Annotated in this window: 24 protein-coding genes and 1 pseudogene; 15 read left to right on the top strand and 10 right to left on the bottom strand. The window is 73.7% G+C overall.

What is annotated here, in order from left to right; translation table 11 throughout:
• Positions 1-8 precede the first annotated feature (8 nt).
• From RM779_RS32130 to RM779_RS32120, 3 genes are read left to right on the top strand one after another with little or no spacing between them, the layout of a single operon-like run.
• A complete protein-coding gene (locus tag RM779_RS32130) occupies positions 9-803 on the top strand; it encodes an ABC transporter ATP-binding protein (protein ID WP_077058355.1) in 795 nt (264 codons plus the stop codon).
• Entirely contained in the window at positions 790-1,689 is a 900-nt protein-coding gene (locus RM779_RS32125; RefSeq protein WP_311621326.1) for an ABC transporter permease, read from the top strand. Before RM779_RS32130 ends, RM779_RS32125 begins: the two co-directional genes overlap by 14 nt.
• The gene (locus RM779_RS32120; RefSeq protein ID WP_311621325.1) at positions 1,679-2,482 is read left to right on the top strand and encodes a sirohydrochlorin chelatase; all 804 of its coding nucleotides are present in this window, start codon (positions 1,679-1,681) and stop codon (positions 2,480-2,482) included. The genes RM779_RS32125 and RM779_RS32120 overlap by 11 nt, the downstream gene beginning before the upstream one ends.
• Here the strand turns inward: RM779_RS32120 and RM779_RS32115 are convergent, their stop codons facing one another.
• Together RM779_RS32115 and RM779_RS33830 are read right to left on the bottom strand one after the other, a co-directional pair.
• Positions 2,483-2,989 (bottom strand): winged helix-turn-helix domain-containing protein, encoded by a 507-nt coding sequence (locus tag RM779_RS32115; protein ID WP_394813442.1) that lies wholly within the window; start codon positions 2,987-2,989, stop codon positions 2,483-2,485.
• Positions 2,990-3,333: 344 nt separating this feature from the next.
• Positions 3,334-3,417, bottom strand: a complete 84-nt coding sequence (locus RM779_RS33830) for a putative leader peptide (RefSeq protein WP_107484989.1) — start codon at positions 3,415-3,417, stop codon at positions 3,334-3,336.
• 262 nt (positions 3,418-3,679) lie between these two features.
• Between RM779_RS33830 and RM779_RS32110 the strand changes: the two genes are divergently transcribed.
• The gene (locus tag RM779_RS32110) at positions 3,680-4,147 is read left to right on the top strand and encodes a cysteine dioxygenase (protein WP_311621323.1); all 468 of its coding nucleotides are present in this window, start codon (positions 3,680-3,682) and stop codon (positions 4,145-4,147) included.
• A 71-nt stretch (positions 4,148-4,218) separates the two neighbouring features.
• Positions 4,219-4,605, top strand: coding sequence for a rhodanese-like domain-containing protein (locus RM779_RS32105; RefSeq protein WP_311621322.1), 387 nt, complete (start codon positions 4,219-4,221; stop codon positions 4,603-4,605).
• A gap of 15 nt (positions 4,606-4,620) precedes the next feature.
• Here the strand turns inward: RM779_RS32105 and RM779_RS32100 are convergent, their stop codons facing one another.
• Positions 4,621-5,619, bottom strand: a complete 999-nt coding sequence (locus RM779_RS32100) for an NAD-dependent epimerase/dehydratase family protein (protein ID WP_311621321.1) — start codon at positions 5,617-5,619, stop codon at positions 4,621-4,623.
• Positions 5,620-5,781: 162 nt separating this feature from the next.
• Between RM779_RS32100 and RM779_RS32095 the strand changes: the two genes are divergently transcribed.
• The gene (locus tag RM779_RS32095; RefSeq protein WP_311621320.1) at positions 5,782-7,008 is read left to right on the top strand and encodes an MFS transporter; all 1,227 of its coding nucleotides are present in this window, start codon (positions 5,782-5,784) and stop codon (positions 7,006-7,008) included.
• An 11-nt stretch (positions 7,009-7,019) separates the two neighbouring features.
• Here RM779_RS32095 and RM779_RS32090 read toward each other — a convergent pair whose 3' ends face one another.
• On the bottom strand, positions 7,020-8,249 hold the full coding sequence (locus RM779_RS32090) for an SAV2148 family HEPN domain-containing protein (RefSeq protein ID WP_311621319.1): 1,230 nt from the start codon (positions 8,247-8,249) through the stop codon (positions 7,020-7,022).
• 123 nt (positions 8,250-8,372) lie between these two features.
• Here RM779_RS32090 and treY point away from each other — a divergent pair, with 123 nt between their 5' ends.
• The 4 genes from treY to RM779_RS32070 all read left to right on the top strand — a co-directional run bounded on the left by treY (position 8,373) and on the right by RM779_RS32070 (position 13,866).
• Positions 8,373-10,784: a malto-oligosyltrehalose synthase gene (gene treY / locus RM779_RS32085; protein ID WP_311621318.1), complete on the top strand. Its 2,412-nt coding sequence runs from the start codon at positions 8,373-8,375 to the stop codon at positions 10,782-10,784.
• Between the two features lie 58 nt (positions 10,785-10,842).
• The gene (locus RM779_RS32080; RefSeq protein WP_311621353.1) at positions 10,843-11,415 is read left to right on the top strand and encodes a P-loop NTPase family protein; all 573 of its coding nucleotides are present in this window, start codon (positions 10,843-10,845) and stop codon (positions 11,413-11,415) included.
• Between the two features lie 245 nt (positions 11,416-11,660).
• Positions 11,661-12,749 carry a lytic polysaccharide monooxygenase gene (locus RM779_RS32075; RefSeq protein WP_311621317.1) on the top strand — a complete coding sequence of 363 codons (1,089 nt, stop codon included), beginning with the start codon at positions 11,661-11,663 and terminating at the stop codon, positions 12,747-12,749.
• Between the two features lie 196 nt (positions 12,750-12,945).
• Complete coding sequence (locus RM779_RS32070; RefSeq protein ID WP_311621316.1) at positions 12,946-13,866, top strand: lytic polysaccharide monooxygenase auxiliary activity family 9 protein; 921 nt, start codon at positions 12,946-12,948, stop codon at positions 13,864-13,866.
• Between the two features lie 119 nt (positions 13,867-13,985).
• On the opposite strand, the gene RM779_RS32065 is transcribed toward RM779_RS32070, so the two are convergent.
• Positions 13,986-14,564 (bottom strand): DUF1707 and FHA domain-containing protein, encoded by a 579-nt coding sequence (locus RM779_RS32065; RefSeq protein WP_077058364.1) that lies wholly within the window; start codon positions 14,562-14,564, stop codon positions 13,986-13,988.
• A gap of 221 nt (positions 14,565-14,785) precedes the next feature.
• Here RM779_RS32065 and RM779_RS32060 point away from each other — a divergent pair, with 221 nt between their 5' ends.
• The 4 genes from RM779_RS32060 (at position 14,786) to RM779_RS32045 (ending at position 18,586) form a co-directional block, all read left to right on the top strand.
• Positions 14,786-15,709 carry a GNAT family N-acetyltransferase gene (locus RM779_RS32060; protein WP_311621315.1) on the top strand — a complete coding sequence of 308 codons (924 nt, stop codon included), beginning with the start codon at positions 14,786-14,788 and terminating at the stop codon, positions 15,707-15,709.
• A 58-nt stretch (positions 15,710-15,767) separates the two neighbouring features.
• A complete protein-coding gene (treZ, locus tag RM779_RS32055; RefSeq protein ID WP_311621314.1) occupies positions 15,768-17,552 on the top strand; it encodes a malto-oligosyltrehalose trehalohydrolase in 1,785 nt (594 codons plus the stop codon).
• 49 nt (positions 17,553-17,601) lie between these two features.
• Positions 17,602-17,982 carry an ArsR/SmtB family transcription factor gene (locus tag RM779_RS32050; protein ID WP_311621313.1) on the top strand — a complete coding sequence of 127 codons (381 nt, stop codon included), beginning with the start codon at positions 17,602-17,604 and terminating at the stop codon, positions 17,980-17,982.
• Between the two features lie 79 nt (positions 17,983-18,061).
• Positions 18,062-18,586 carry an SRPBCC family protein gene (locus tag RM779_RS32045; protein WP_311621312.1) on the top strand — a complete coding sequence of 175 codons (525 nt, stop codon included), beginning with the start codon at positions 18,062-18,064 and terminating at the stop codon, positions 18,584-18,586.
• Between the two features lie 19 nt (positions 18,587-18,605).
• On the opposite strand, the gene RM779_RS32040 is transcribed toward RM779_RS32045, so the two are convergent.
• From RM779_RS32040 to RM779_RS32020, 5 genes are all read right to left on the bottom strand, one after another.
• Positions 18,606-19,244 carry a LysE family translocator gene (locus RM779_RS32040; RefSeq protein ID WP_311621311.1) on the bottom strand — a complete coding sequence of 213 codons (639 nt, stop codon included), beginning with the start codon at positions 19,242-19,244 and terminating at the stop codon, positions 18,606-18,608.
• Positions 19,245-19,343: 99 nt separating this feature from the next.
• Entirely contained in the window at positions 19,344-19,760 is a 417-nt protein-coding gene (msrB, locus tag RM779_RS32035) for a peptide-methionine (R)-S-oxide reductase MsrB (RefSeq protein ID WP_311621310.1), read from the bottom strand.
• A gap of 23 nt (positions 19,761-19,783) precedes the next feature.
• Complete coding sequence (gene murC, locus RM779_RS32030; protein ID WP_311621309.1) at positions 19,784-21,178, bottom strand: UDP-N-acetylmuramate--L-alanine ligase; 1,395 nt, start codon at positions 21,176-21,178, stop codon at positions 19,784-19,786.
• Positions 21,179-21,263: 85 nt separating this feature from the next.
• A complete protein-coding gene (locus tag RM779_RS32025) occupies positions 21,264-21,731 on the bottom strand; it encodes an indole-3-glycerol phosphate synthase (RefSeq protein ID WP_311621308.1) in 468 nt (155 codons plus the stop codon).
• A 115-nt stretch (positions 21,732-21,846) separates the two neighbouring features.
• Positions 21,847-22,614, bottom strand: a complete 768-nt coding sequence (locus RM779_RS32020; protein WP_311621307.1) for a pyrimidine reductase family protein — start codon at positions 22,612-22,614, stop codon at positions 21,847-21,849.
• A gap of 287 nt (positions 22,615-22,901) precedes the next feature.
• Here RM779_RS32020 and RM779_RS32010 point away from each other — a divergent pair.
• Positions 22,902-23,031: pseudogene (locus RM779_RS32010) on the top strand (polyphosphate kinase 2 family protein); the annotation flags it as partial.

Genomic DNA, 23,031 nt, shown 5'->3' with positions numbered 1-23,031 from the left:
GTGACCCGATGGCCCTCGCCCTCGACAAGCCCGGCAGCGACGGCGGCACCGAGACCGAGTTCGCCGTGCGCCTGGACCACGTATCCAAGTCCTTCGGCCGGCCCGGCAAGCAGCAGCTCGTCCTGGACGACATCAGTCTCGACGTCGCCCCCGGCGAGTTCGTCACCCTCATCGGCGCCTCCGGCTGCGGCAAGTCGACCCTGCTCAACCTGACCGCCGGGCTCGACGCGGCGTCCGCCGGGACCATCGCGGTCCCCGGCGGGCGCCCGGCGCTGATGTTCCAGGAGCACGCGCTCTTCCCGTGGCTGACCGCGGGCCGAAACATCGAGCTGGCGCTGCGGCTGCGCGGCGTTCCGAAGAACGAGCGCGGGCCCGAGGCCGAACGGCTGCTCACGCTGGTGCGGCTGACGGGCGCGTACGGCAAACGCGTGCACGAGCTGTCCGGCGGCATGCGGCAGCGCGTCGCGCTGGCCAGGGCCCTCGCCCAGGACAGCCGGCTGCTGCTGATGGACGAGCCGTTCGCCGCGCTGGACGCGATCACGCGGGACGTGCTGCACGAGGAGCTGACCCGCATCTGGAACGAGACCGGGGTGTCCGTGCTGTTCGTCACGCACAACGTGCGGGAGGCGGTGCGGCTGGCCCAGCGCGTCATCCTGCTGTCCTCCCGGCCAGGACGCATCGTCCACGAGTGGCGGGTCGGCATCGACCAGCCGCGCCGCATCGAGGACGCCGAGGTCTCCGCGCTGTCCGTGGAGATCACCGAACGACTCCGGGAGGAGATCCGCCGCCATGGCCAGCAGTGAGACACAGCCGGGGCGGACCGGCACCACCGACCTGGCCGGTCTCGAAGCGGGACTCGACGCGCTGGAGACCAAGGAGGCGGCCGAACGCCTGCCGGTCGGCCGGATTCTGGTGACGAAGGTCCTGCCGCCGATCGTCGCGATCGGCCTGGTGCTCGCGATCTGGCAGCTGGTGTACGTCGCCGACGTCCAGCCGGACTACCTGCTGCCGAGCCCGCTCGACGTGGGCGACGAGTTCGCCGAGATGTGGCGGCAGGGCACGCTGTTCGAGTACATCTGGACCAGCGTCTCGCGCGGCATCCTCGGCTTCCTCATCGCCGTGACCGTCGGCACGCCGCTCGGCCTGGTCGTGGCCCGCGTGAAGCTGGTCAGGGCGGCCATCGGCCCGGTGCTGACCGGCCTCCAGTCGCTGCCCTCGATCGCGTGGGTGCCGGCGGCCATCATCTGGTTCGGCCTCACCAACGGCACCATCTACGCGGTGGTCCTGCTCGGCGCCGTGCCGTCCATCGCCAACGGCATCGTCTCGGGCGTCGACCAGATCCCGCCGCTGTACCTGCGGGCCGGGCGGATGCTCGGCGCCCGCGGACTGACCAGCGTCCGGCACGTGCTGCTCCCCGCCGCGCTGCCCGGCTACCTGGCCGGGCTGAAGCAGGGCTGGGCGTTCTCCTGGCGTTCGCTGATGGCGGCCGAGCTGATCGTGCAGTCGCCGAGCCTGGGCACCGGTCTCGGCCAGCTGATGGAGGGCTTCAGGACCATGCAGAACATGTCGGGTGTGCTCGCCACGATCATCCTGATCCTGGTGGTCGGCGTCGCGATCGACCTGCTGTTCTTCTCCCCGCTCGAGCGCCGGGTGTTGCGCAGCCGCGGGCTCCTGGCCCGTGTCGCCTGAGGCCGCGTGCCGGGCGCCCGCGGGCCGCGGCCGCCCGGTGCTGCTCCTGGTCGCCCACGGCAGCCGCGACCCGCGGCACGCGGCGACCATCGCCGCGCTGACCGCGCGGGTCCGCCGCCGCGCGCCGGGACTGCGGGTGGAGACGGGTTTTCTCGACTTCACCGTGCCGGGCGTGGACCAGGTGCTCGCGCGGCTCCACACGGAGGGCGAACGGGACGTGGTCGCCGTTCCGCTGCTGCTCTCCCACGCGTTCCACGCCAGAACCGATATCCCGGCCGTCCTCGCCGCGCAGGAGGCGCGGCTGCCGGGACTCGCCGTCCGGCAGGCCGATGTCCCCGGTCCTGACCCGCTGTTGCTCGGCGCGCTGGAACGGCGGCTGGCCGGGTCCTCGGCCGGTCTCTCGCCGGCCCAGTGGCGGGAGACCGGCGTCGTGCTCGCCTCGGCCGGCTCCTCCGACCCGGGCGCCCTGGCCGCGGTCGGCCGCCTCGCCCGGCACTGGCGGCTGGCGTCCGGCCGGTGCGCGGTGCGGACCGCGTTCGCCTCCGCGGCCCCGCCCACGACGGCGGATGCCGTCCGCGCGCTGCGCGCGGACGGCATCCGCCGGGTGGCCGTGGCGCCGTTCGTGATCGCGCCGGGACGGCTGCCCGACCGCATCCTGGCCGGAGCCCGCGCGGCCGGCGCCGACCTCGTCGCCCCGGTGCTCGGGGACGCGCCCGAGCTGGCCGCGCTCGTGCTGCGCCGCTGGGCGGCGGCGGCCGGCGCGCCGCGCGCCGACCGCCTGCTCGCCGGCTGATCAGGCGGCGGGCACGTACTTGTAGCCCACCCGGCGCACCGTCACGATCCGCTCGCGGTGGGCCGCGCCCAGCTTGCGGCGCAGCCGTGCCACGTGCACGTCGACCGTTCGCTGGTCCCCCACCGGGCCGTAGCCCCAGATGGTGGCCACCAGCTGCTCGCGGGTGTACACCCGGTGCGGATGGCCCACCAGGTGGGCCAGCAGCTCGAATTCGAGGTAGGTCAGGGCCAGCGGCCGGCCGTCGACCGCCGCGGTGCGCTCCTCGGGGTCCACCGTGATGCCGGCTTCCGCGGGCGCGGGGCGGGGTGCGGGTGCCGGTGCGGCGGCCAGCAGTTCGGTGAGCTGCGTCAACTGGGTGCCGGCCGGGGCCAGTACGAGGTAGCCGACGAGCGGAACGGTGCTGTCCGTGCCGTCCGTGCCGTCGGCGCCCCGCGGGACGAGGGTCACCGTCACGTCGGACAGGTCGGGGAGGTCGGGGAGAGCGGGGAGAGCGGTGAGGTGCCGCATGGATCGGCTCCTATCTGTGGTCGCGGTTCGGGCCGCGGCGGCAGGGGTGTGATGCTCTGCGTCGTCGAGGTCCTGGCCACGGAAGAAGACCGCCTTGTGGTCGACGCCGACGAATTCGGGGCCGATCCGTCCGCCGATCCTGCGCAGGTCGGAATCGGTGGTGGTCATGCTGCTGCCTTTCTGAGCCCTGGGCCCTGAGCCGAGCCCTGAGCGCCGAGCTGGGAGATGCATGGGTGGGCAGCCGAATTCACCCCGCGGCACGGCGCCACGCAGCACTGCGTGCGGACCCTGCGCAAGGGAGAGACGAAAGGGAAATGCGGGAGCGGCGAAGTCGGCTGGCGCGGTCAGCGACCGGCGGCACAGATGGCGCTGGCCTGCCGTCGGAGGTCGACGTGCAGACGCACGACAAGGAAGTCAGCCTGGCTCACGATAGGTGAGCATGCCAGTAGTGCACGTGACCGTCAAGGTATTTCCGCCGCCGGCTTGACCGTTGGACGAACACGCTGTCACTCTGACCCCGTGCCGACCAGCAAGCGCTTCTTCTCCCGAGAGCACGTGGACCTCGTCCGCGTGGCCAGCGCGCTGTGTCGCCGCGGTCGTCCCTGACGGCCGCGCTCGCCCGGTGTCTGCCGCGGGCGCGGCGTTCTCCGCCGTTCCCGTTCGCCCCGACACCCTTCCGCGAGGTCTCTCATGTCCGCGTCGGCCCCTGCCGCCATCCCCTCCGCACAACTCGCCCGCACCGTCCGCCGTTTCGCCGCCAGGACCGGTCTGTGGCGCCCACTGGTGCGCTTCACCGCCCCGGACCGCAGCTACCGGCGGCTTGAGCGGACGGACGCCTACGAGGTGTGGCTGCTGACCTGGCTGCCCGGCCAGGGCACCGAGATCCACGACCACGGCGGCTCAGCCGGCTCGTTCGGCGTCGTGGCGGGCACGCTCACCGAGCACGCCTTCCCCGCGCCCGCCGACGGCGGGCGGCGGCTCGGCACCGGGGACGTGCGTGCCTTCGGGCCCGGGTACGTCCACCAGGTGACGAACGCGGACGAGCGGCCCGCCGTGAGCATCCACGCCTACGCGCCCGCGCTGACCACCCAGACCTACTACCGGCGGGAGGCGGACGGGCGGCTGGCCGTGGTCCGCACCGACACCATCACGGATTGACCGGCCGGCAACAGGAACGGAGCGAGGCAGTGGACGAGGCAGTGGACGAAGCGGCAAGCGAAGCAGGGACCTTGACGATCGGCGGCCACCTGGCCGCGGTGCGCGGCGCGCTGGACCGGCTCGGCCCGCGGCAGGCGCACGACGCCGTGCGGTCCGGCGCCGTACTGGTCGACACCCGCCCGGAGTTCCAGCGCGCCGCGTCCGGCACGATCCCGGGCGCGCTGATCATCGAACGGAACCACCTGGAGTGGCGCTGCGACCCGGCCAGCGGCGCGTCGGTACCCGAAGCGGCCGACCGGGACGTGCGGTGGATCGTCTTCTGCGACGAGGGCTACGCGTCCTCGCTCGCGGCGGCCTCGCTGCGGGCGATCGGGCTGCACCGCGCGACGGACCTCGACGGCGGCTTCCAGAGCTGGCGCCGCGCCGGCCTGCCGGTCACCCCGCCCGGCACACCGTGACCGCGTCCCGCGCGGTCACGCCGGGCCCAGAACCCTGGCCTCGGTTTCCGGGTCAAGGCCGACCGGGGAGCGTTCCGGGCGGCCGGGAACGCCGTCAGGGAGGCCGGTGAGCCAGGCCCAGGTGGCCTCGACGGTCTCGGTGACCGGTCGGCACCGCAGGCCCGCGGCCAGGGCCTTGCCGACATCGGAGCCGTGCAGCGCGTCGTGGACCTCCCCAGGCGGCAGCCACACCGGCAGCTGCGTCCACGGGATGACACCGGCGGCGAGCACCGTTTCCGGATCGGTCCAGCAGAGCCGCGCCGTGGAGCCGGTCACGCGGACGCAGGTGTCCAGGAGCCGGCCCATGGTGGTGTGGCCCGGCGGGCTGACCAGGTCGTAGGGGCCGCTCAGCCCGGCGTCCGCCGCGTCGAGGGCCCAGGCGGCGAGGTCGCGCGCGTCGACGTACTGGAGCGGCAGGTCGCGCGGGCCGGGGGCGAGCACCCGGCCGCCGCGGGCGATGCGCGTCAGCCACCACGGCAGGCGGCCGACGTCCTCGTACGGGCCGAGGATGATGCCGCAGCGGACGAGCAGGGTGCGGTCGGCGCCGAACTCCGCCGTGGCGGCCAGCTCGCCGCCGCGCTTGTCCGCCGCGTACTCGGTCGCCTCCGCGTCGGGCGAGGCGTCGATGACCGGCGCGTCCTCGGCCGCGCCCGCGGCCATGGGGAAGGCGTACACGGAACGGCTGGAGATGTAGGTGTAGTGGCGGGCCCGTCCGGCGAGCAGCCGGGCGGCGTCCCGCACGGCCACGGGCGCGTCGCTCCAGGTGTCGAGGACGTGGTCCCACTCCCCCTCGGCCAGTGCCGCGAGCCCGCCGTCCGCCGTGCGGTCCCCGCGCAGCGCGCGGACGCCGGGCGGCGGGGCGGCGCGCCCCCGGTTGAGCACAGTGACGTGCCAGCCGCGCGCCAGCGCCTCCTCGGCGGCGGCGCGGCCGACGAATCCGGTTCCCCCGAGGATCAGCAGTGTCCGAGTGCTCATACCGCGAATGCTGCCCGCGGGACGCGGCGCGGGGAAGGCGGGCCTGCCGTCAGCAGATTCGCCGAGAGCGGAATCGCCGCGGCAGCCGCCCCGGGAACACCGGGGCGCGCCGCAACCGGCGGCGCCCGGCCGTGCGTCCAGGCTGCCATGGGCGTGCGAGGGATGGATCTGAGGCCGCTGCGGATCGCCGCGTTCCGCCGGCTGTGGGCCTCGGGGGCCGTGACGGCGGTCGGGGCGAGCTGCACGGCCGTCGCCGTGCCCCTCCAGATCTACGACCTCACCGGCTCGTCCGCGTGGGTCGGCCTGTCCGCGGTGGCGGCCCTCGGCCCGCTGACCGCCGCCGCGCTGTGGGGCGGTGTGCTGGCCGACGCGGTGGACCGGCGCCGCCTGCTGCTGGTGACGAACGGCGGCATCGCGCTGGTGTGCGTGCTGCTGTGGGCCCAGGCCGCGGCCGGGCTCGGCTCGGTGGCGGCGCTGTTCGTGCTGCTCGGGCTGTTGCAGGGCTGCCTCGGCGCGAACATGGCGGCGCGCGGCGCGGTCGTGCCGCGGCTGGTGCCCGCCGAACGGCTGCCCGCGGCCAACGCGCTGGACGCGATGGTCCGGTGGGCGGGTCCTGTGGTGGGGCCGCTGCTCGCGGGCGCCCTGCTGCCGGTGACGGGCGTGGCGCCGCTGTACCTGCTGGACGCGGCGGCGCTGTGCGTGATGCTCAGGGCCGTGGCGCTGCTGCCGCCACTGCCGCCGGCGGCGCTGCCCGACGCGCGGGCGGACGGGGGGATCGCCGGCGGCCTGCGGTACCTGGCGGGGCAGCGGCTGCTGCTCGTGGTCCTGCTCGCCGATCTCGTGGCCATGGTGCTGGGCAATCCCGCCGCGCTGCTGCCGCAGCTCTCGCAGGAGACGTTCGGCGATCCGGCGGGCGGCGGGATGGCGTTGGGGCTGCTCAGCGCCGCCGTGCCGCTCGGCGCGGTCCTCGCGGGGGCGTGCTCCGGCGCGTTCACCGGCCTGCGCAGGCACGGTCTGGTGATCACCGTGGCCGTGTGCGTCTGGGGCGGTGCGGTCGCGGCGTTCGGGCTCACGCACCGGCTGTGGCTCGCGCTGTGCTGCCTGGTGGTGGGCGGCGCGGCACTCATGCTGCTGAGCGTCTTCCGCACGACCGTGCTCCAGGCCGCGGTCACGGACGAGGTGCGGGGCCGTCTGCAGGGGCTGGTGACGGTCGTGTCGGCGGGCGGGCCGTGGGTGGCCCACCTCGTGCACGGCCCGGCGGGCGCGGCGTTCGGCACGGCCTGGGCGATCAGCGGCGGCGGGCTGCTGACCGTCGCGGCCATGGCCACCCTGGCCGCGTGCTGCCCCGACCTGCTGCGCCACACGGCGGCCGCCCCGCCCGTGCGGTGAGCGGGCGGGCATCAGGACACCGGGCGGGAGTTCTCCCAGGCGTACTCGAATTCCTCGCGGTAGGTCTCGTACAGACTCAGCTCGCCGTCGGCGGCGGGGTCGTCGCGTTGCACTATCTCCCGCCCGGCGCGGCGCAGCACCAGGGCGGGGGTCTCCATGCCACGACTGCGCCGAAGATATGACTGCACGACCGCAACCCCGTCGGGCTCGTCGGCGTCCACGAAGTAGGCGCTGAACCTGGGGGTGTCGTCGAAGACGTGGATGTCGAACGCCTGCGGATCGCGGACCCGCCCGCGGACGCGGCGCATATGGAGAATGTTCGTCTCGACCGAGCGGCCCAGCTCGCCGCGTTTGAGGCCGAGTTCGCGTTCGCGGCGGCGCATGGCGCCGCTCGCCGGGTTGAGGAACAGCAGCCGCATCCGGCAGCCCGACTCCGCCAGGCGCACCAGGCGCCGCCCCGGATAGTTCTGCACCAGCAGCCCGAGCCCTATACCGACCGCGTCCAGGCGCCGTGCGCCGCCGAACAGTTCCTCGGCCGGCAGCTGCCGCTGGAGCCTGACGCGGTCGGGGTGGACGCCCGCCACATCCGTGAACCGGTCACCCACCAGGTGCTCCACGGCGTCCGCGGGCAGCCGCCCCGCGGACGGCGGCGCCCCGGAGTCGAGCAGCCGCAGCAGCCGGGCGCAGCCCCGTTCCGCCTGCTCCAGCACGGCCCGGCTCATGCCGCGGTTGCGGTTGACGGCGCTGCGCGCCACCTCCAGCTCGTCGAGAGTCAGCTCGACCTCGCGCCTGTTGTCCAAATACGGCGCAAAGCACGGCCAGTGCTGCACCATGAGTTCACGCAGTTGCGGAAGGGTGAGGAAGGCGAGCACCGTGTCATCGGCAGGATCGATCAGATGCCCCTTGCGGCGGCTGACCTCGCGGAGGGCCGCGGCCCGCTGCACCCACTCCTGCCCGGTCGGCCCGGCGGCGGCGACTTCCCACTCCTCGCCGTGCACCGGCTCGTACACCGGACGCAGCACCGCGGCCACCACGGACCGCAGCCGCTGCTCCACCAGGTTCAGCCAGACGTACGCACGGCCCGCCCGTTCCACGCGGGTGCGGACCTCCGACCAGTCCTGGGCGCTCCACTCCAGGTCGGCCCCGATTTCCACGGGGCGCGGCACCGGCACCGCCCCCGGCTGGGCCTCGGCGGTCTCACCCCCGTTTCCCGAGGGCAGCTCCAGCCCCGAAGAGCTCACCGCCTGCACCGCCTTCCGCCCCACTGATGGATCAAGGAAGCCTACTGCGGCACCCGCCGCACGTGCAGCACAGTCGGGAATCAACTGCGCTTGTCCGCACGGCCGTCGGGGCAGAGGGTTTCCATGACGCCAGCGCGCCACACGCCCACGTCTACCTACCGGCTCCAGCTGGAGCCGGATTTCCCGTTCGCGGCGGCGACCGAGATCGTGCCCTACGTGGCCGATCTGGGCATTTCCCACCTCCACTTGTCGCCCGTGCTTGAGGCGGTGCCCGGCTCGGGGCACGGCTACGACGTGACCGACCACACGCGGGTGCGGGGGGAGCTGGGCGGCGAGGAGGGTCTGCGGCGGCTGTCGGCGGCGGCGCGCGCGGAGGGCCTGGGGCTGATCGTCGACATCGTGCCCAACCACATGGCGGTGCCGGTGCGCGCGGAGCTGAACGGGCCGCTGTGGGAGGTGCTGCGGGACGGTCCCGGGGCGGCGCGCGCGGGCTGGTTCGACATCGACTGGGCGGCCGGTGGCGGCCGGGTGCTGCTGCCCGTGCTCGGCGGGCCGCTCGGCGAGGAGCTGGACCGGCTCTCCGTGGCGGACGGCGTGCTGCGGTACGCCGACCGCACGTTCCCGCTGCGGCCCGGCACCGAGGAACTGCCGCTGCCCGAGCTGCTCGACTCCCAGCACTACCGCCTCGCGTGGTGGCGGCTTGGCAGGACCGAGGTGAACTACCGCCGCTTCTTCGCCATCTCCGAGCTGATCGGGGTGCGCGTGGAGGACCCGGAGGTGTTCGAGGCGACCCACGCGGTCGTGCTGCGGCTGCTGGACGAGGGAGTCCTTGACGGGCTGCGCGTCGACCACCCGGACGGCCTGGCCGATCCGGGCGGCTACCTGGGGCGGCTGCACCGGCGCAGCGGCGGCGCCTGGATCGTGGCGGAGAAGATCCTCGGCCCCGGCGAGCAGCTGCCGGCGAGCTGGCCCATCGCGGGCACCACCGGGTACGACGCGCTGCGGCACATCGACGCGATGTTCACCGACCCGGAAGGCTGCGCCGAACTCACCGAGCACTACCGGGCGTTCACCGGCGCCCCGCCGGATCTGGGCGGCGAGTGGACGCCGACGACGCGGCGGGCCGCGTACAAGATGATCAGTCACGAGCTGGCGGCCGAGAGCGAACGGCTGACGCGCACCGCGGTGGCGTTGTGCGCGCGGGTGCCCGAGCTGCGGCTGCGGGACCACGCGCCGTGGGCGCTGCGCTCCGCGCTGACGGAGCTGCTGGTGCGGCTGCCGGTGTACCGGCCGTATGTGACGGCGGACGCGCCGCCCTCGCCGGTCGACGAGGCGATGCTGGTGACGGCGGCGGACGGGGCGCGGGCGATGTTCCCCGTCGCGGCCGAGGCGGCGGCGGTGGACACGGTCAGGGAGCTGGCGCTGGGGCGGTTCGGGGAGGGCGAGGGCCTGACGGACTTCCGGGTGCGCTTCGCGCAGGTCTCCTCCGCGCTGCGGGCCAAGGCGGTGGAGGACACCGCCTGCTACCGGTACGCCCCGCTGCTCTCCGCCGCCGAGGTCGGCGGCGACCCGGGGCAGCCCGCGCTGCCGCCCGACGCGTTCCACTCGTTCTGCGCGCGGCTGCAACGCGACTGGCCGCTGACCGGGACCGTTCTGTCGACGCACGACACCAAGCGCAGCGGCGATGTCAGAGCCACCGTCAGCGCGTTGAGCGAACATCCGCGCGGATGGTCGGAACTCGTCACCAGGCTGACCGAGTCGACCGCGAGGGCCGGAGTGCGGGCCCCGGACCCGCACGTGGCGTGGGCCACGTGGCAGACCGCGTTCGCCCTGGGTTTCCCCGATCGGGAACGGCTGCTCGCCGCGATGCTGAAGACGGTCAGGGAGACCGGGCTGCACACGAGCTGGACCGAGCAGGAGCCGGCGTACGAGGCGGCGGTCGAACGGTTCGTGCTCGCGGGTCCGTGCGGGCCCCCGCTGTATCCGCTCACCGAGTTCGCGCGCGAGCTGGCACCGCAGATCCGGGCCAACATCCTGGGCTCCGCGCTGCTGCATCTGACCATGCCGGGGGTGCCCGACGTCTACCGCGGCAGCGAACGGCACTACCTGGCGCTGGTCGACCCGGACAACCGCCGGCTCCCCCAGCTGCCGATCGCGCAACTGGCGGCGCTCGGCGACGCGTCGACGACCGGCTACGACCTGGCCACGGAGAAGCTGCGGCTGACCGCCACGGCGCTGCGGCTGCGGCGCGACAACCCGGAGTGGTTCGGCGAACTGGCCGACTACCAGCCGCTGGCCGCCGAGGGCGCGGCGGCCGGGCACTGCCTGGCGTTCGTGCGCAGCGGCCGGGCGATCACGGCGGTCACCCGGCTCTCCCGGCGCCTCGACCACACGGGCGGCTGGGAGGACACCCGGCTGCCGCTGCCGCCGGGAACGTGGCGGGAGCTGCGCAGCGGCCGGACGGTGCACGGGCGGGCGCGGCTGTCCCAGCTCCTGGCCCCGGAACCGGTGGCGCTGCTGGTGCGGGAGGACTGAGCCCGGCACTCCGGAGCACGCGCCCGCGGACGGCGATGCGGGTAGGGTCCCGCGAATGATGGTGGGTTCGGCGACGACTCGGCTGATCGTGCTCCGCGGCAACTCCGCCGCGGGGAAGTCCGCGGTCGCCGCCGAGGTGCGCGCACGGTACGGACGAGGCATCGCCCTGGTCGGTCAGGACAATCTCCGGCGTGTCGTGCTCCGCGAGAGGGACACTCCCGAGGGCGCGAACATCGGTCTCATCGACACCGTCGCCCGCTACGCGCTTGATCACCACTACCACGTCGTGGTCGAAGGCATCCTGTACGCGGCGCACTACGGGTCGATGCTCGAAGCACTGCGACGGGACCACCGGGGGCGGACGCACCACTTCTACCTCGATGTGTCGTTCGACGAAACACTCCGCCGCCACACCACGAAGCCGCAGGCAGCGGAGTACGGCGAGGCGGAGATGCGGGACTGGTACCGGCCGCTCGACCTGTTGCCCGGTGGTGTCGAAACGGTGGTCGCCGAGTCGAGTGCCCTGGCGGACACCGTGGACCGGGTGCTGCGGGAGGCCGGACTGGCCCCGCCCACCGATGCGGCCCCGGGCCCCCGCCTCTCTCCCCAGGAAAGCGGCAGCTCCATCTGACACTCGGGCACGCGCCGGGGCGGCGGCGGTCCGCCCTCCGCGCTCGCGCGGCATCCTGACACCGGCCGAGGCGGCCGCGCCGCTTCCCGGTCATGGCAAGGGCGGGCGGGGCGGGCGGACTTCACCCGTTCACCGCATGTGCGCACATCTCCTGCGCCTTCTCTTTACAGCACCGTCGCCCGCCGCTACGGTCACGGCACCTGGGAGCGCTCCCACCCAGATCACGGCGAAAGGGACGCAACACGATGAGAGAACGGCCAACCCCCCGCCCGCACTTGAGAAGACCGGCCCTGCTGACCCTCCTCGCCGCGCTGCCCGCGCTCTGCCTGGTGATGTTCACCGGTGGCACCGCATCCGCGCACGGCGCACCGATGGACCCCGGGAGCCGCACCTACCTGTGCTGGAAGTACAGCGTCAACCAGAGCGGTGCGATCGACCCGAGCAACCCCGCCTGCCGGGCCGCGCTCCAGGAGAGCGGGGCGAACGGCTTCTACAACTGGTTCGCCGTGCTCCAGTCCAACGGCGGCGGCCGGACCGAAGGCTTCATCCCCGACGGACAGCTGTGCAGCGGCGGCGCCACGGTCTACGACTTCTCCGGCTTCGACCTGCCACACGCCGACTGGCCCTACACCAACGTGACCGCGGGCGACACCTACGAGTTCACCTACAACCCCTGGGCCCACCACCCCGGCACCTTCCACCAATACGTCACCGAGGACAGCTGGGACCCCACCCAGCCACTCACCTGGGCCGACATCGAAGACGAACCCTTCCACTCCGAAACCGACCCGCCCTACCGCGGCAACGTCGGCAACGCGGAATCCGAGTACTACTGGGAATCCCAACTCCCCACCGGCAAAACCGGCCGCCACATCATCTACACCGTCTGGGAACGCTCCGACAGCCAGGAAACCTTCTACAGCTGCGCCGACGTCGACTTCAACGGCGGCAACGGCGAAGTCACCGTCCCGGGCGACAGCGGCAACCCGGACCCGGACCCCGGCCCCGATCCGGACCCGGGCCCCGGGGACGGCTTCTGCGCGGCGAGCCTCGGCACGGTGAGCAGTTGGAACGGCGGCTTCCAGGCGGAGGTCACGGTCACCAACAACAGCGACGCGCCGATCAGCAACTGGACCGCGTCGTGGAGCCAGCCGGGCGGGAACGAGATCCAGAGCGTCTGGAACGGCGCCTGGACGGCCCACGGTGACCACATCATGGTCGACAACGTCGCGTGGAACGGCTCCCTGGCGCCGGGCGCGTCCACCTCGTTCGGCTACACCTCGCTCGGCACCCCGCCGCCGGCGAGTGCGGCGATCAGCTGCGGCGCGTCCTGACACGACCCCGCCGGAACGGTCCCGGCCGCCGCCCGCGCGGCGGCCGGGACCGGACGCGTGACACCGGACGGGCCCGGGCAGCCCGTCACGTCACGACCCTTTACAGGAGGAGTTTCCCGGCGCTACGGTCCAAAATTGGGAGCGCTCCCATGCTCCTGGTTTCCCCCACCTCATCACGGCGAAGGGACGCAACGCGATGAGAGACCGAGCAGAGAGCCGCGCGTGGCTGCGCAGGACGGGACTGCTGACCGCGCTGGCCGCCCTGCCGGCCATGGCCACGGTGGTGTTCACCGGTGGCACCGCATCCGCGCACGGCGCACCGATGGACCCCGGGAGCCGCACCTACCTGTGCTGGAAGTACAGCCTCGACAGCACCGGCGCGGTGAACCCCACGAACCCCGCCTGCCAGGCGGCACTTGAGGCCGGCGGCGCCAACGCCTTCTACAACTGGTTCTCCGTGCTCCAGTCCAACGGCGGCGGCCGGACCGAAGGCTTCATCCCCGACGGACAGCTGTGCAGCGGCGCCGCGACGGTGAACGACTTCTCCGGCTTCGACCTGCCACACGCCGACTGGCCCTACACCAACGTGACCGCGGGCGACACCTACGAGTTCACCTACAACCCCTGGGCCCACCACCCCGGCACCTTCCACCAATACGTCACCGAGGACAGCTGGGACCCCACCCAGCCACTCACCTGGGCCGACATCGAAGACGAACCCTTCCACTCCGAAACCGACCCGCCCTACCGCGGCAACGTCGGCAACGCGGAATCCGAGTACTACTGGGAATCCCAACTCCCCACCGGCAAAACCGGCCGCCACATCATCTACACCGTCTGGGAACGCTCCGACAGCCAGGAAACCTTCTACAGCTGCGCCGACGTCGACTTCAACGGCGGCAACGGCGAAGTCACCGTCCCGGGCGTCACCGACGCCGGGATCGCGGAGTCGGAGGCGGCGGCCGAGGCGTTCGAGTCCGAGAACGCCCCGCACGTGAGCGAGGAGTTGAGCACGCACACCGGGCACGACGCCCACGCCGGGCACGGCGCCCCGGGTGAGGTCTCGCCCGTCGTCGCCTCGGTCGTGCGGTCCGTGAACGGCCTGCTGCTGGGCTGAGCCCACCCGGCCCCACCGGAACTCCGGTCTGCCGCCCCACCTCCCAGCCCCCGCCAGGGCGGCAGACCGGCTTCCCGCGCGACGCGCGCCCACCGCGGGCCCCGCGCCCGGCGAAACGTTCAGGCGCCGTAGGGGCCCTCGGTGAGGGCCGCCAGGCGGAACGCCACGGCGCCGAACCTCACATGGTCCCCCGGGCCGACCGGCGCGCTGTCCGCGACCCGGCGCCCGTTGACCCACGTGCCGTTGGCCGAGCCCAGATCGCGCAGCAGCCAGCCCTGACCGGCGCCGGTCAGCACGGCGTGCTGCCGCGAGACGCTCGCGTCGTTGAGCCTGAGCCCGGAACCGGGCACGCGGCCGATCAGCAGCGGGCCGCGACCGCGGGCGGGCAGCACCAGCTCCGGCAGCCGGCGCGACTCCCAGGCCAGCCGCATCCGCCCGGGGAACGTCACGAGCCTGGTGAACGAGTCGGCCACCCAGCCGGTCCGCGGCGCGGCGGCGGGCGCGCGGTCCGGCAGATCGCGGAGCACCGCGGACAGGTCGGTCGGCAGCCGGGCCGCCATGATCAGCTCGACGCGGCGCAGGAAGGTGTCCTGCGACACCCGCCCCTCGACCATGCTTTCGCGGAGCACGTCGAGCGCGCGCTCCCGGTCCGCGTCCGATATACGCGGCGGAAAGGCGCTGTGCTCCACGAACGTCATACCGGAATTCTCGCGACGCGCTGCGCGCCTGTCCAGGCGCGCAGCGGTGGACACGGGCGACGCCGACGACCTACTGTGTGCGCACGCCCATGAGTTGAGGAAGGAGGCGCGTCATGTCCGACATCACGACAGGTGTTTTCACCCGTGCGCGCTTCCGCCGCCCCTCCGCCGGGCGTTTTCCGGGCTGACCGGAGGCGTGCCACGCTTCCGGAAGGACTCTCATGACCACTGATCTGGTCATTCGCGCGCTCGCCGAGGACGAGGCGCGCGAGGTTTTCACCTCCCTGCCCACCCCCGGGCTCGTCGGCCGTCCGCTGCTCGGTCCCCCGCACGACGGGTACGGGACGCTTCGGTCGGGCGGTGCCTACCGGCCCGAGTGGACGTGGGTCGCGCTGCGCGGCGGCGAGGTCGTCGCGCGGGCCGCGTTCTGGGGCGGGCCCGAGGACGCGGCGCCGATCGCGCTGGACTGGTTCGACTTCACCGACCGGGCCGCCGCCGTGCAACTGCTCCGGCAAACGCCGCTGCGTGCGGACTTCGAGCTGATCCTGCCGCCGGAGTGGCGGGCCGACCCGGCCGTGGGCGCGGCGGCGGAGGCACGGATCGACGCCGCCCGGGAGGCCGGTTACCGGCCGCTGGTCGAGCGTTACCGCTATACGTGGACGCCCGCCCGCGGACTGCCGGAGCGCCCGGGGCGGCTTGAGTTCCGGCCCGAGCCGGACGACGCGGTGATCCTGGAGGTGCTGCGGCGTGTGCACAGCAGCACCCTGGACGCGCACGCGCAGCGCGCGGTGGAACGGGGCGGCATCGCGTTGGCGGCGCAGGACGAGCTGGACTTCTTCCACTGGTGTCCCTCGCCGCGCGACTGGTGGCGGCTGGCCTGGACGCCTGGCGGTGACCTCGTCGGCATCGAGGTCCCGGCGCGCAACCAGGTGTCGCCTGTGGTCGGCTTCGTCGGCGTCGTGCCTGAGCAGCGCGGTCACGGCTACGGCTACGACCTGCTGGCGGAGTGCACGCACGCGCTGGCGGCCGAGGGCGCCGAAAGAATCGAAGCGGCCACGGACCTGGGGAACGCCCCGATGGCGGCGGCGTTCACCCGGGCGGGCTATCCGGTGACGCAGATCAGGTTCTGCATGTCCGCGCCGTAACCACACGCCGGGGCGGCGGTCTGGCCATTCCGCCGCCCCGGCACGGAGCATGGTGTCCATGCTCTTCGAGGTTTGGGCCCCGCGGGCCCGGCGCGTCACGCTCCAGCTGTCAGGCCGGCCCATCGCCATGGCCCCAGAGCCGCACGAGGCACGGGAGGGCTGGTGGCGGGTCGAGGCGGAGGCGCGGCCCGGCGACCGTTACGGCTTCGCGCTCGACGACGGGGAGGTGCTGCCCGACCCCCGCGCCCGGCGGCTGCCGGACGGGCCGGAGCGGCCGGGCGCGGTGACCGACCAGGACACGTTCGAGTGGCGGCAGCCGTGGCCCGGGCGCGGCCTCGACGGCGCCGTGCTGTACGAGCTGCACGTCGGGACGTTCACGCGCGAGGGCACGTTCGACGCGGCGGCGGCGCGGCTCGGCCACCTCGCCGCGCTCGGTATCACCCACGTCGAACTGATGCCGGTGAACCCGTTCCCCGGGCTGCACGGCTGGGGTTACGACGGGGTGGCGCCCTGGGGGGTGCACGAGCCGTACGGCGGCCCGGAGGGGCTCCAGCGCTTCGTCGACACGGCACACGGGCACGGCCTCGGGGTCGTCCTCGACGTGGTGCACAACCACCTGGGCCCCTCGGGCAACCGGCTGCCCGAGTTCGGCCCGTACTTCACCGACCGGCACCACACGCCGTGGGGTTCCGCCGTCAATCTGGACGCGCCGGGCTCCGACGAGGTGCGCGCGTACTTCATCGGCAGCGCGCTGGCGTTCCTGCGCGACTACCGGCTGGACGGGCTGCGGCTCGACGCGGTTCACGAGCTGGCCGACGACCGGGCCGAGCACATGCTGGCCCAGCTGTCCGCGGCGGTCGACGCGCTGGCCGCGGAGAGCGGCAGGCCGCTGTTCCTGATCGCCGAGTCCGACCGGAACGATCCGCGCACCACGGCGCCGCGCGAGGCGGGCGGCCTCGGACTGCACGGGCAGTGGAACGACGACTTCCACCACGCGCTGCACACCGCGCTGACGGGGGAGGCGCAGGGCTACTACGCGGACTTCGCGCGGGCCCCGCTGGCCGCGCTCGCGGCCACCGTGACCGGCGGCTTCTTCCACGCCGGCGGGTATTCGGCGTTCAGGGGCCGCAGTCACGGGCGGCCGCTGGACCGGGCCGCGACGCCGGCGCACCGGCTGGTGGGCTACGCGCAGACGCACGATCAGATCGGGAACCGGGCGCTGGGTGACCGGTTGACGTCGCTGGCGGGCGAGGACCGTTCCGCGCTGGCCGCGGCGCTCGTGCTGTGCGGGCCGTTCACGCCGATGCTGTTCATGGGCGAGGAGTGGGGGGCGACCAGCCCCTGGCAGTACTTCACCGACCACCGGGACCCGGCGCTCGCGGAGGCGGTGCGGACCGGCCGCCGCCGGGAGTTCGAGGCGCACGGCTGGGCGGCCGGCGACATTCCCGATCCGCAGGACCCGGCGACGCGGGAACGTTCCTGCCTGCCGTGGCCCGAGGACCCGGAACGCGCGTGGCAGGCCGTGCACCCGGAGCGGCCCGGCGAGGCGGCGCGGCTGGAGTGGCACCGGAGCCTGATCGCCATCCGGCGCGAGCGTCTGCCGGCCGGGCTGCGGCTCGCGGACGTGGCGGCGGCGTTCGACGAGGCCGCGGGCTGGCTGGTGGTGCACAGCGGCCCGCTGACGGTGGCGCTGAACTTCTCGCGGGACGCCCCCGCCACCGCGGACCTCGGTCCCGGCGGCTTCGAACTGCTTGCCGCGACGCACCGCTGCGCGCCGCCGGGTCCCGGTGGCCGTCTCGACCTGCCGCCGGAGTCCGCGGCCGTCCTGGCGCGCGCGGAGTAGCCGGTCATATGCGCTTGCGGTTATATGCCTGAAGAGTGATACTCGGGTGGTGGACGGATTCGCGGTACTCGCGGACGACACGCGCCGGCGCATCCTGGACCTGCTGCGGCAGGCCCCCAGGGACGTGGGCGAGATCGTCCGGGCCCTCGGCCTCTCCCAGCCGAACGTCTCGAAGCACCTGCGGGTGCTGCGCGAGGCGGGCCTGGTCGAGGCCGGTGTGGAGGGCCGGCGGCGCGTCTACCGGCTGACCGATATGCCGCTGCGCGACGTCGAGGAGTGGCTGCGGCCCTACCGGGAGCGGTGGGTCCTGCACTTCGACGCGCTGGAGGAGCACCTCGACCGCCGAAGGGCGCACCGCGAGACGGCGACCGAGACCGAGACCGAGACGGAGACAGAGACGGATGCGGGCGGCGCGGAGGCCGACCGCTGACGGCACGGAACGGTACGGAACAGCAAGGAACGGTACGGGGCGCGGCGCGTCCCGGCGCCCAGGGCACCAGGAAGGCACCATGACGGACTCACTCCCCCAGCAACCGGTTCAGGGCGCGCTCGGCCGGGCCGCCGACGGCCGCTGGTCCCTCAGCCTCGACCGCGAATTCGCCCATCCCGTCGAGGAGGTGTGGGCCGCGATCACCGAGGCCGGCCAGATCCCCCGGTGGGCGCCCTTCGTGCCGGACCGCGACCTCGACACGCCGGGACCGGTCGAGCTGCCCGAGAGCCCCGGGGAGGAGCAGGCACCGCGCGGCGAGGTCCGCACGGTCCAGCCACCGCGGCTGCTCGTGTTCACCTGGGACGAGGACGAGCTGCGCTTCGAGCTGACGCCGACCGGCGGCGGCACGCTGCTGCGCTTCGTCCACACCTTCGCCGACCGGCCCCAGGCCCCCAGCTACGCGGCCGGCTGGCACCTCTGCCTGGCCGCGCTCACCGGCGTGCTGGACGGGCTCGACCTGCCGCGCGCGGTCGGTGAGGAGGCCCGCGCGCACGGCTGGGAGCCGCTGCACGCCGAGTACACCGGTCTGTTCGGCGAGGGCTGAGCCGCCGGGCGCGGGGCGGTCAGGACTCGACGGCGAGCCTGATGCCGAGCAGGATCAGCACGCCGCCGGAGACCTGCTCCAGGCGCCGGCGCGCGCCCGGCCGGGAGAGCAGGGCGCGCATCCGGTCCACGCCCCAGACGTAGAGGGCGTAGTAGCCGACCTCGAACACGGCCCACAGCGCGGCCAGGGCCACCATCGCCGTCAGGTGCGGGGCGCCCTCGGGCACCGACTGCGGCACGAACTGCGGCAGGAAGGCCAGGGCGAAGATGCTGGCCTTGGGGTTGGCCAGGTTCAGCAGCAGCCCGGCCCGGTAGTCGCGCACCCCGCCCGCCGCGGCCTTGTCGGGGATCGCGTCCGCGAGCCCGGCGCGGCCCGTACGGCGGGCCGCGCGCAGGGTCTGGACGCCGAAGCCGAGGAGCACGACGGCGCCGACCGCACGCAGCACGTCGTAGGCGATCTCCGAGGCGTCGAGCACGGCGGTCAGGCCGAACGCGGCGAAGATTCCCCACAGGAAGACGCCGCTCTCGTTCCCCAGCACGGTGAGCATGCCCGCCCTGCGGCTGCGCAGCGCATTGCGGATGATCAGCACCGTGCTGGGGCCGGGAGACATGGCGATCAGCAGGCAGGCGCCGAGGAACGCCGGGAGTGTGCTCCACATGCGCGCCATCCTGATGCGCGCCCCCCGCGGTCCTCCACTGCTTTTGTGCGCCGGGCGGCGCGAGGGCGTGGCCGGCCCGGTGGGCCGGCCACGGCCAGGTCAGGAGCCCTGGTCCGCGGGGGCCAGGCTGATGGCGATGGAGTTGATGCAGTACCGCAGGTCGGTGGGGGTGTCGTAGCCCTCGCCCGCGAAGACGTGGCCGAGGTGCGAGCCGCAGGTCGCGCAGAGCACCTCGGTCCGCGGGCGGCCCGGCAGGGAGTTGTCGGTCCTGGTCTCGACGGCGTCGGTACCGGCCGGGTCGAAGAACGAGGGCCAGCCGCAGTGCGACTCGAACTTCTCGTCGGAGCGGAACAGCTCGGTACCGCAGGCCCGGCAGTTGTACACGCCGACGGTCTTGGTGTCGGTGTACTCACCCGTGAACGCCGGCTCGGTGCCCGCCTGCCGCAGGACGCGGTACTCCTCGTCGCTCAGCTGGTCGCGCCACTGCTCGTCCGTCTTCTCGACCTTGTATGCCATGGCTTTGCTCCTTGTCTCCTCCTTCACCCGGCGAGCCGGGCGAGGATCTTCGGGCCGAGCTCGGTGACGTCGCCCGCGCCCATGGTGAGAACGAGATCACCCGGCCGCGCGATTCCCGCGACGGCACCGGGCACGGCGTCCTGCTCCGCCACCGCGAGAACCTCGGCCCCCCGCGTGCGGGCCGCAGCCACGATGAGCGCACTCGTCACCCCGGGGATGGGGTCCTCGCGCGCCGGATAGATGTCGAGGACCAGGCAGGCGTCGGCCCGCGCGAGTGCCGCGCCCATCTCGTCCGCCAGCTCCTTCGTGCGGCTGAACAGGTGCGGCTGGAAGACGACGAGCACCCGCCCCCCGGCCGCACCACCGCGGATCGCCGCCAGGTCGGCGGCCATCTCCGTGGGGTGGTGCGCATAGGAGTCGATCACCAGCACCCCGTTCGCCTCGCCCTTGGGCTGGAGCCGGCGACGCACGCCGGTGTACGCGCCGAGCGCGCGCGCCAGTGCGGGCGCGGGCACGCCCGCGGCCACGCCGGCGGCCAGTGCGGCGACCGCGTTGTGCGCGTAGTGCCGGCCCGGCACGGCGACCCGGAACGTCAGCTCCCCGCCGTCGAACGCGACGGTGACGTCGCTGGTCAGGCGGTCGGGGACGATGCGGACCACGCGGAAGTCCGCGTCAGACGCATCGCCGTAGGTCACGATCCGCAGCCCGCGGCGCCCGGCGAGGGTGGCGGTGAGCTTGCGCGCGCCCTCCTGGTCCGCGTTGATGACCAGCGTGCCGCCCGGCTCGACGCGGTCGGCGAAGATCTCGAAGGACTCGTAGATCTCGTCCATCGAGGCGTAGTTGGCGTGGTGGTCCAGCTCGACGTTGAGGATCACCGCGACCTCGGGCCGGTAGCGGTGGAAGCTGCGGTCGCTCTCGTCGGCCTCGGCGATGAACAAGTCCCCCGTGCCGGACTCCGCGTTCGACCCGGGCACGTCCAGGTCGCCGCCGATGGCGTAGGTCGGGGACAGGCCGAGGTGGGTCAGTGCCACGGCGAGCATCGAGGTGGTCGTGGTCTTGCCGTGCGTCCCGGCCACCGCGACCGTCCGCAGGCCGGTCATCAGCGCGGCCAGCGCCTCGGAGCGGTGCACGGCCGGGATACCGCGCCTGGCGGCCTCGGCCAGCTCCGGATTGTCCGCGCGGATGGCGCTCGAGACCACCACGCAGCTCGCGTCCGCCGCCAGGTGACCGGTGGCGTGCCCGATGTGCACCTCCGCGCCGAGGGCGCGCAGCGCGGCGGCCGTGCCGGACTCCCGGGCGTCGCTGCCCGCGACGCGGGCGCCGCGGCCGGCCAGAATCTTGGCGATCCCCGACATGCCCGCTCCCCCGATGCCGATGAAGTGCGGCCGGTCCATCGCGGGCGGGATCGCCGGTGTCATGGTGAAGTCTCCCTGGTCGAGGCGTGGCCTCCCGATTGTTGCACCCGGCGCCGCCCGTTCCGGTCCCGGCCGGGCGGCGACGCGTTCATTCCGCGTGGGCGAACAGCTTGAGGACCGGGACCCCCACCTTGTGCCTGGCCCGGGAGGCCCAGTCGCGGTGGAACAGCTCCTCCACGAAGTGCGGGGCGGTCAGCACGACGACCTCGTCCGCGCCGGTCTCCCGCACCACGGAGGACAGCAGTTCGAGCGGGTGGTCCTCGATGAGCCGGCCGACGGCCTCGGCCCCCGCCTCGCGCAGTGCCTGCACGGAGTGGTCGAGCGCCAGTTTCGCCGACCGGAACGCATCCTCGCCCTCCGGCTCCTCGCCCTCCCGCACCGCGTCCCCCAGCTCGCCCAGCGCGACGTCGTCCAGCGCGCGCAGCAGCCGGTCCTGATCGCCCCGCGGCTGCATCAGGACCACGAAGGTCTGCCGCTCTCCCTCGTGCAGGGTGGTGACGAGCTCGACGTCCGTGGGCACCAGGGGTTTCTCGATCATGAGAACGGTCGTGATCATCGGAACGCCCTTCGTCGGGCCGGGTCCCGCGTACCCCGGCAGAAACCATCCTTCCCCGTAGGCGCACGGGACGTTGCGCCTTTAAGGCTGCCCACACCAGGATAAGCGGAACATGTCATTCCGCAGATTGTCGGACCCTGCGGTACCGGCTGAGGAGAAAGCCGGAGTCCTCCAGCACGCCGGTCAGCTCGAACTCCTGCGGAACACCGGACTCCGGGCCGCTCATCACCCGGGGCGCGGTGCCCACCGTGATCCGCGGCGAGGTGGTCAGACACAGTTCGTCGACCACACCCGCCGACGCCAGCTGCCCCAGCAGGCGCGGGCCGCCCTCGGTCAGCAGCCGCGTGAAACCGCGGGCCGCCAGCTCCGGCTTGAGGCGCCGCGGGTCGACGCCCGACCCCTCCCCCGCCGTGACCACCTGCACCCCCGCCTCCGCCGCGGCGGCGAGACCGGCGCGGGGAGCCGCGGCACCGGTGAGCACGAGCGTGGGCACGACGGGCTCGGTGAACAGCGGCAGCGAGAAGTCGAGGTGCAGACTCGCGCTGACGACCGCGATGGCGGGAACGGTCGTCTGCCCGCCCGCGCGCCGGCGCTCGGCGAACTCCTCGCGCCGGCGCGCGGGCCGGTAGCGCTCCTCGCGCACGGTCTCGGCACCGACGATCACCACGTCGGCCAGGGCGCGCAGCACCCCGAACACCCGCATGTCGGCCGGTCCCGAGAGCGGCTTGGAACGCCCGCCGTGGTGCGCGGCACCATCCGCCGAGGAGACCATGTTGGCCCGCAGCCACGGACCGTCCGCGGGATAGGCGTAGGCGTCGGCCAGTTCGAGCAGGTCCCACTCGCCATCGGTGCCGTCTGCGGTCGGGGGGAACAGGCGTCGCATGGGGCGCAGTGTGGCATACGGGCGCGCTTCCGGCCCGGCGGCCGGGGCACCGGCCGCCGCGTAGACTGGGAGATTGTGTCCACGAGCAGCACCCCGCGGCCCGGCGGGCCGGCCCCGGCCCCCGCCGCCCTCACCGCCCGCGATCCGCGCGTGCCGGCCGAGCGCCTGGTGACCGACCTGGTGCCGCCGCCGCGCTTCGACGGAGTGCGCTTCGACACCTACGTGCCCGACCCGGCGCAGCCGAGCCAGCGCGCGGCCGTCAAGGCGCTGGACGAGTTCGCGGCCGGGCTCGGCGCCGCCTGCTGCTCGTTCTCCAAGGCATGGACACCTCGGGCAAGGGCGGCACGGTCAAGCACGTCGTCGGGCACTTCAACCCGGCCGGCTGCCGCATCCGCGCGTTCAAGGCGCCGACCGAGG

The organism is Streptomyces johnsoniae (assembly GCF_031845565.1).
In the GTDB taxonomy this organism is placed as follows: Bacteria; Actinomycetota; Actinomycetes; order Streptomycetales; family Streptomycetaceae; genus Streptomyces; species Streptomyces johnsoniae.
Note: the sequence above shows the minus strand (reverse complement) of the source record. Positions and strands in the feature narration are given on the sequence as shown.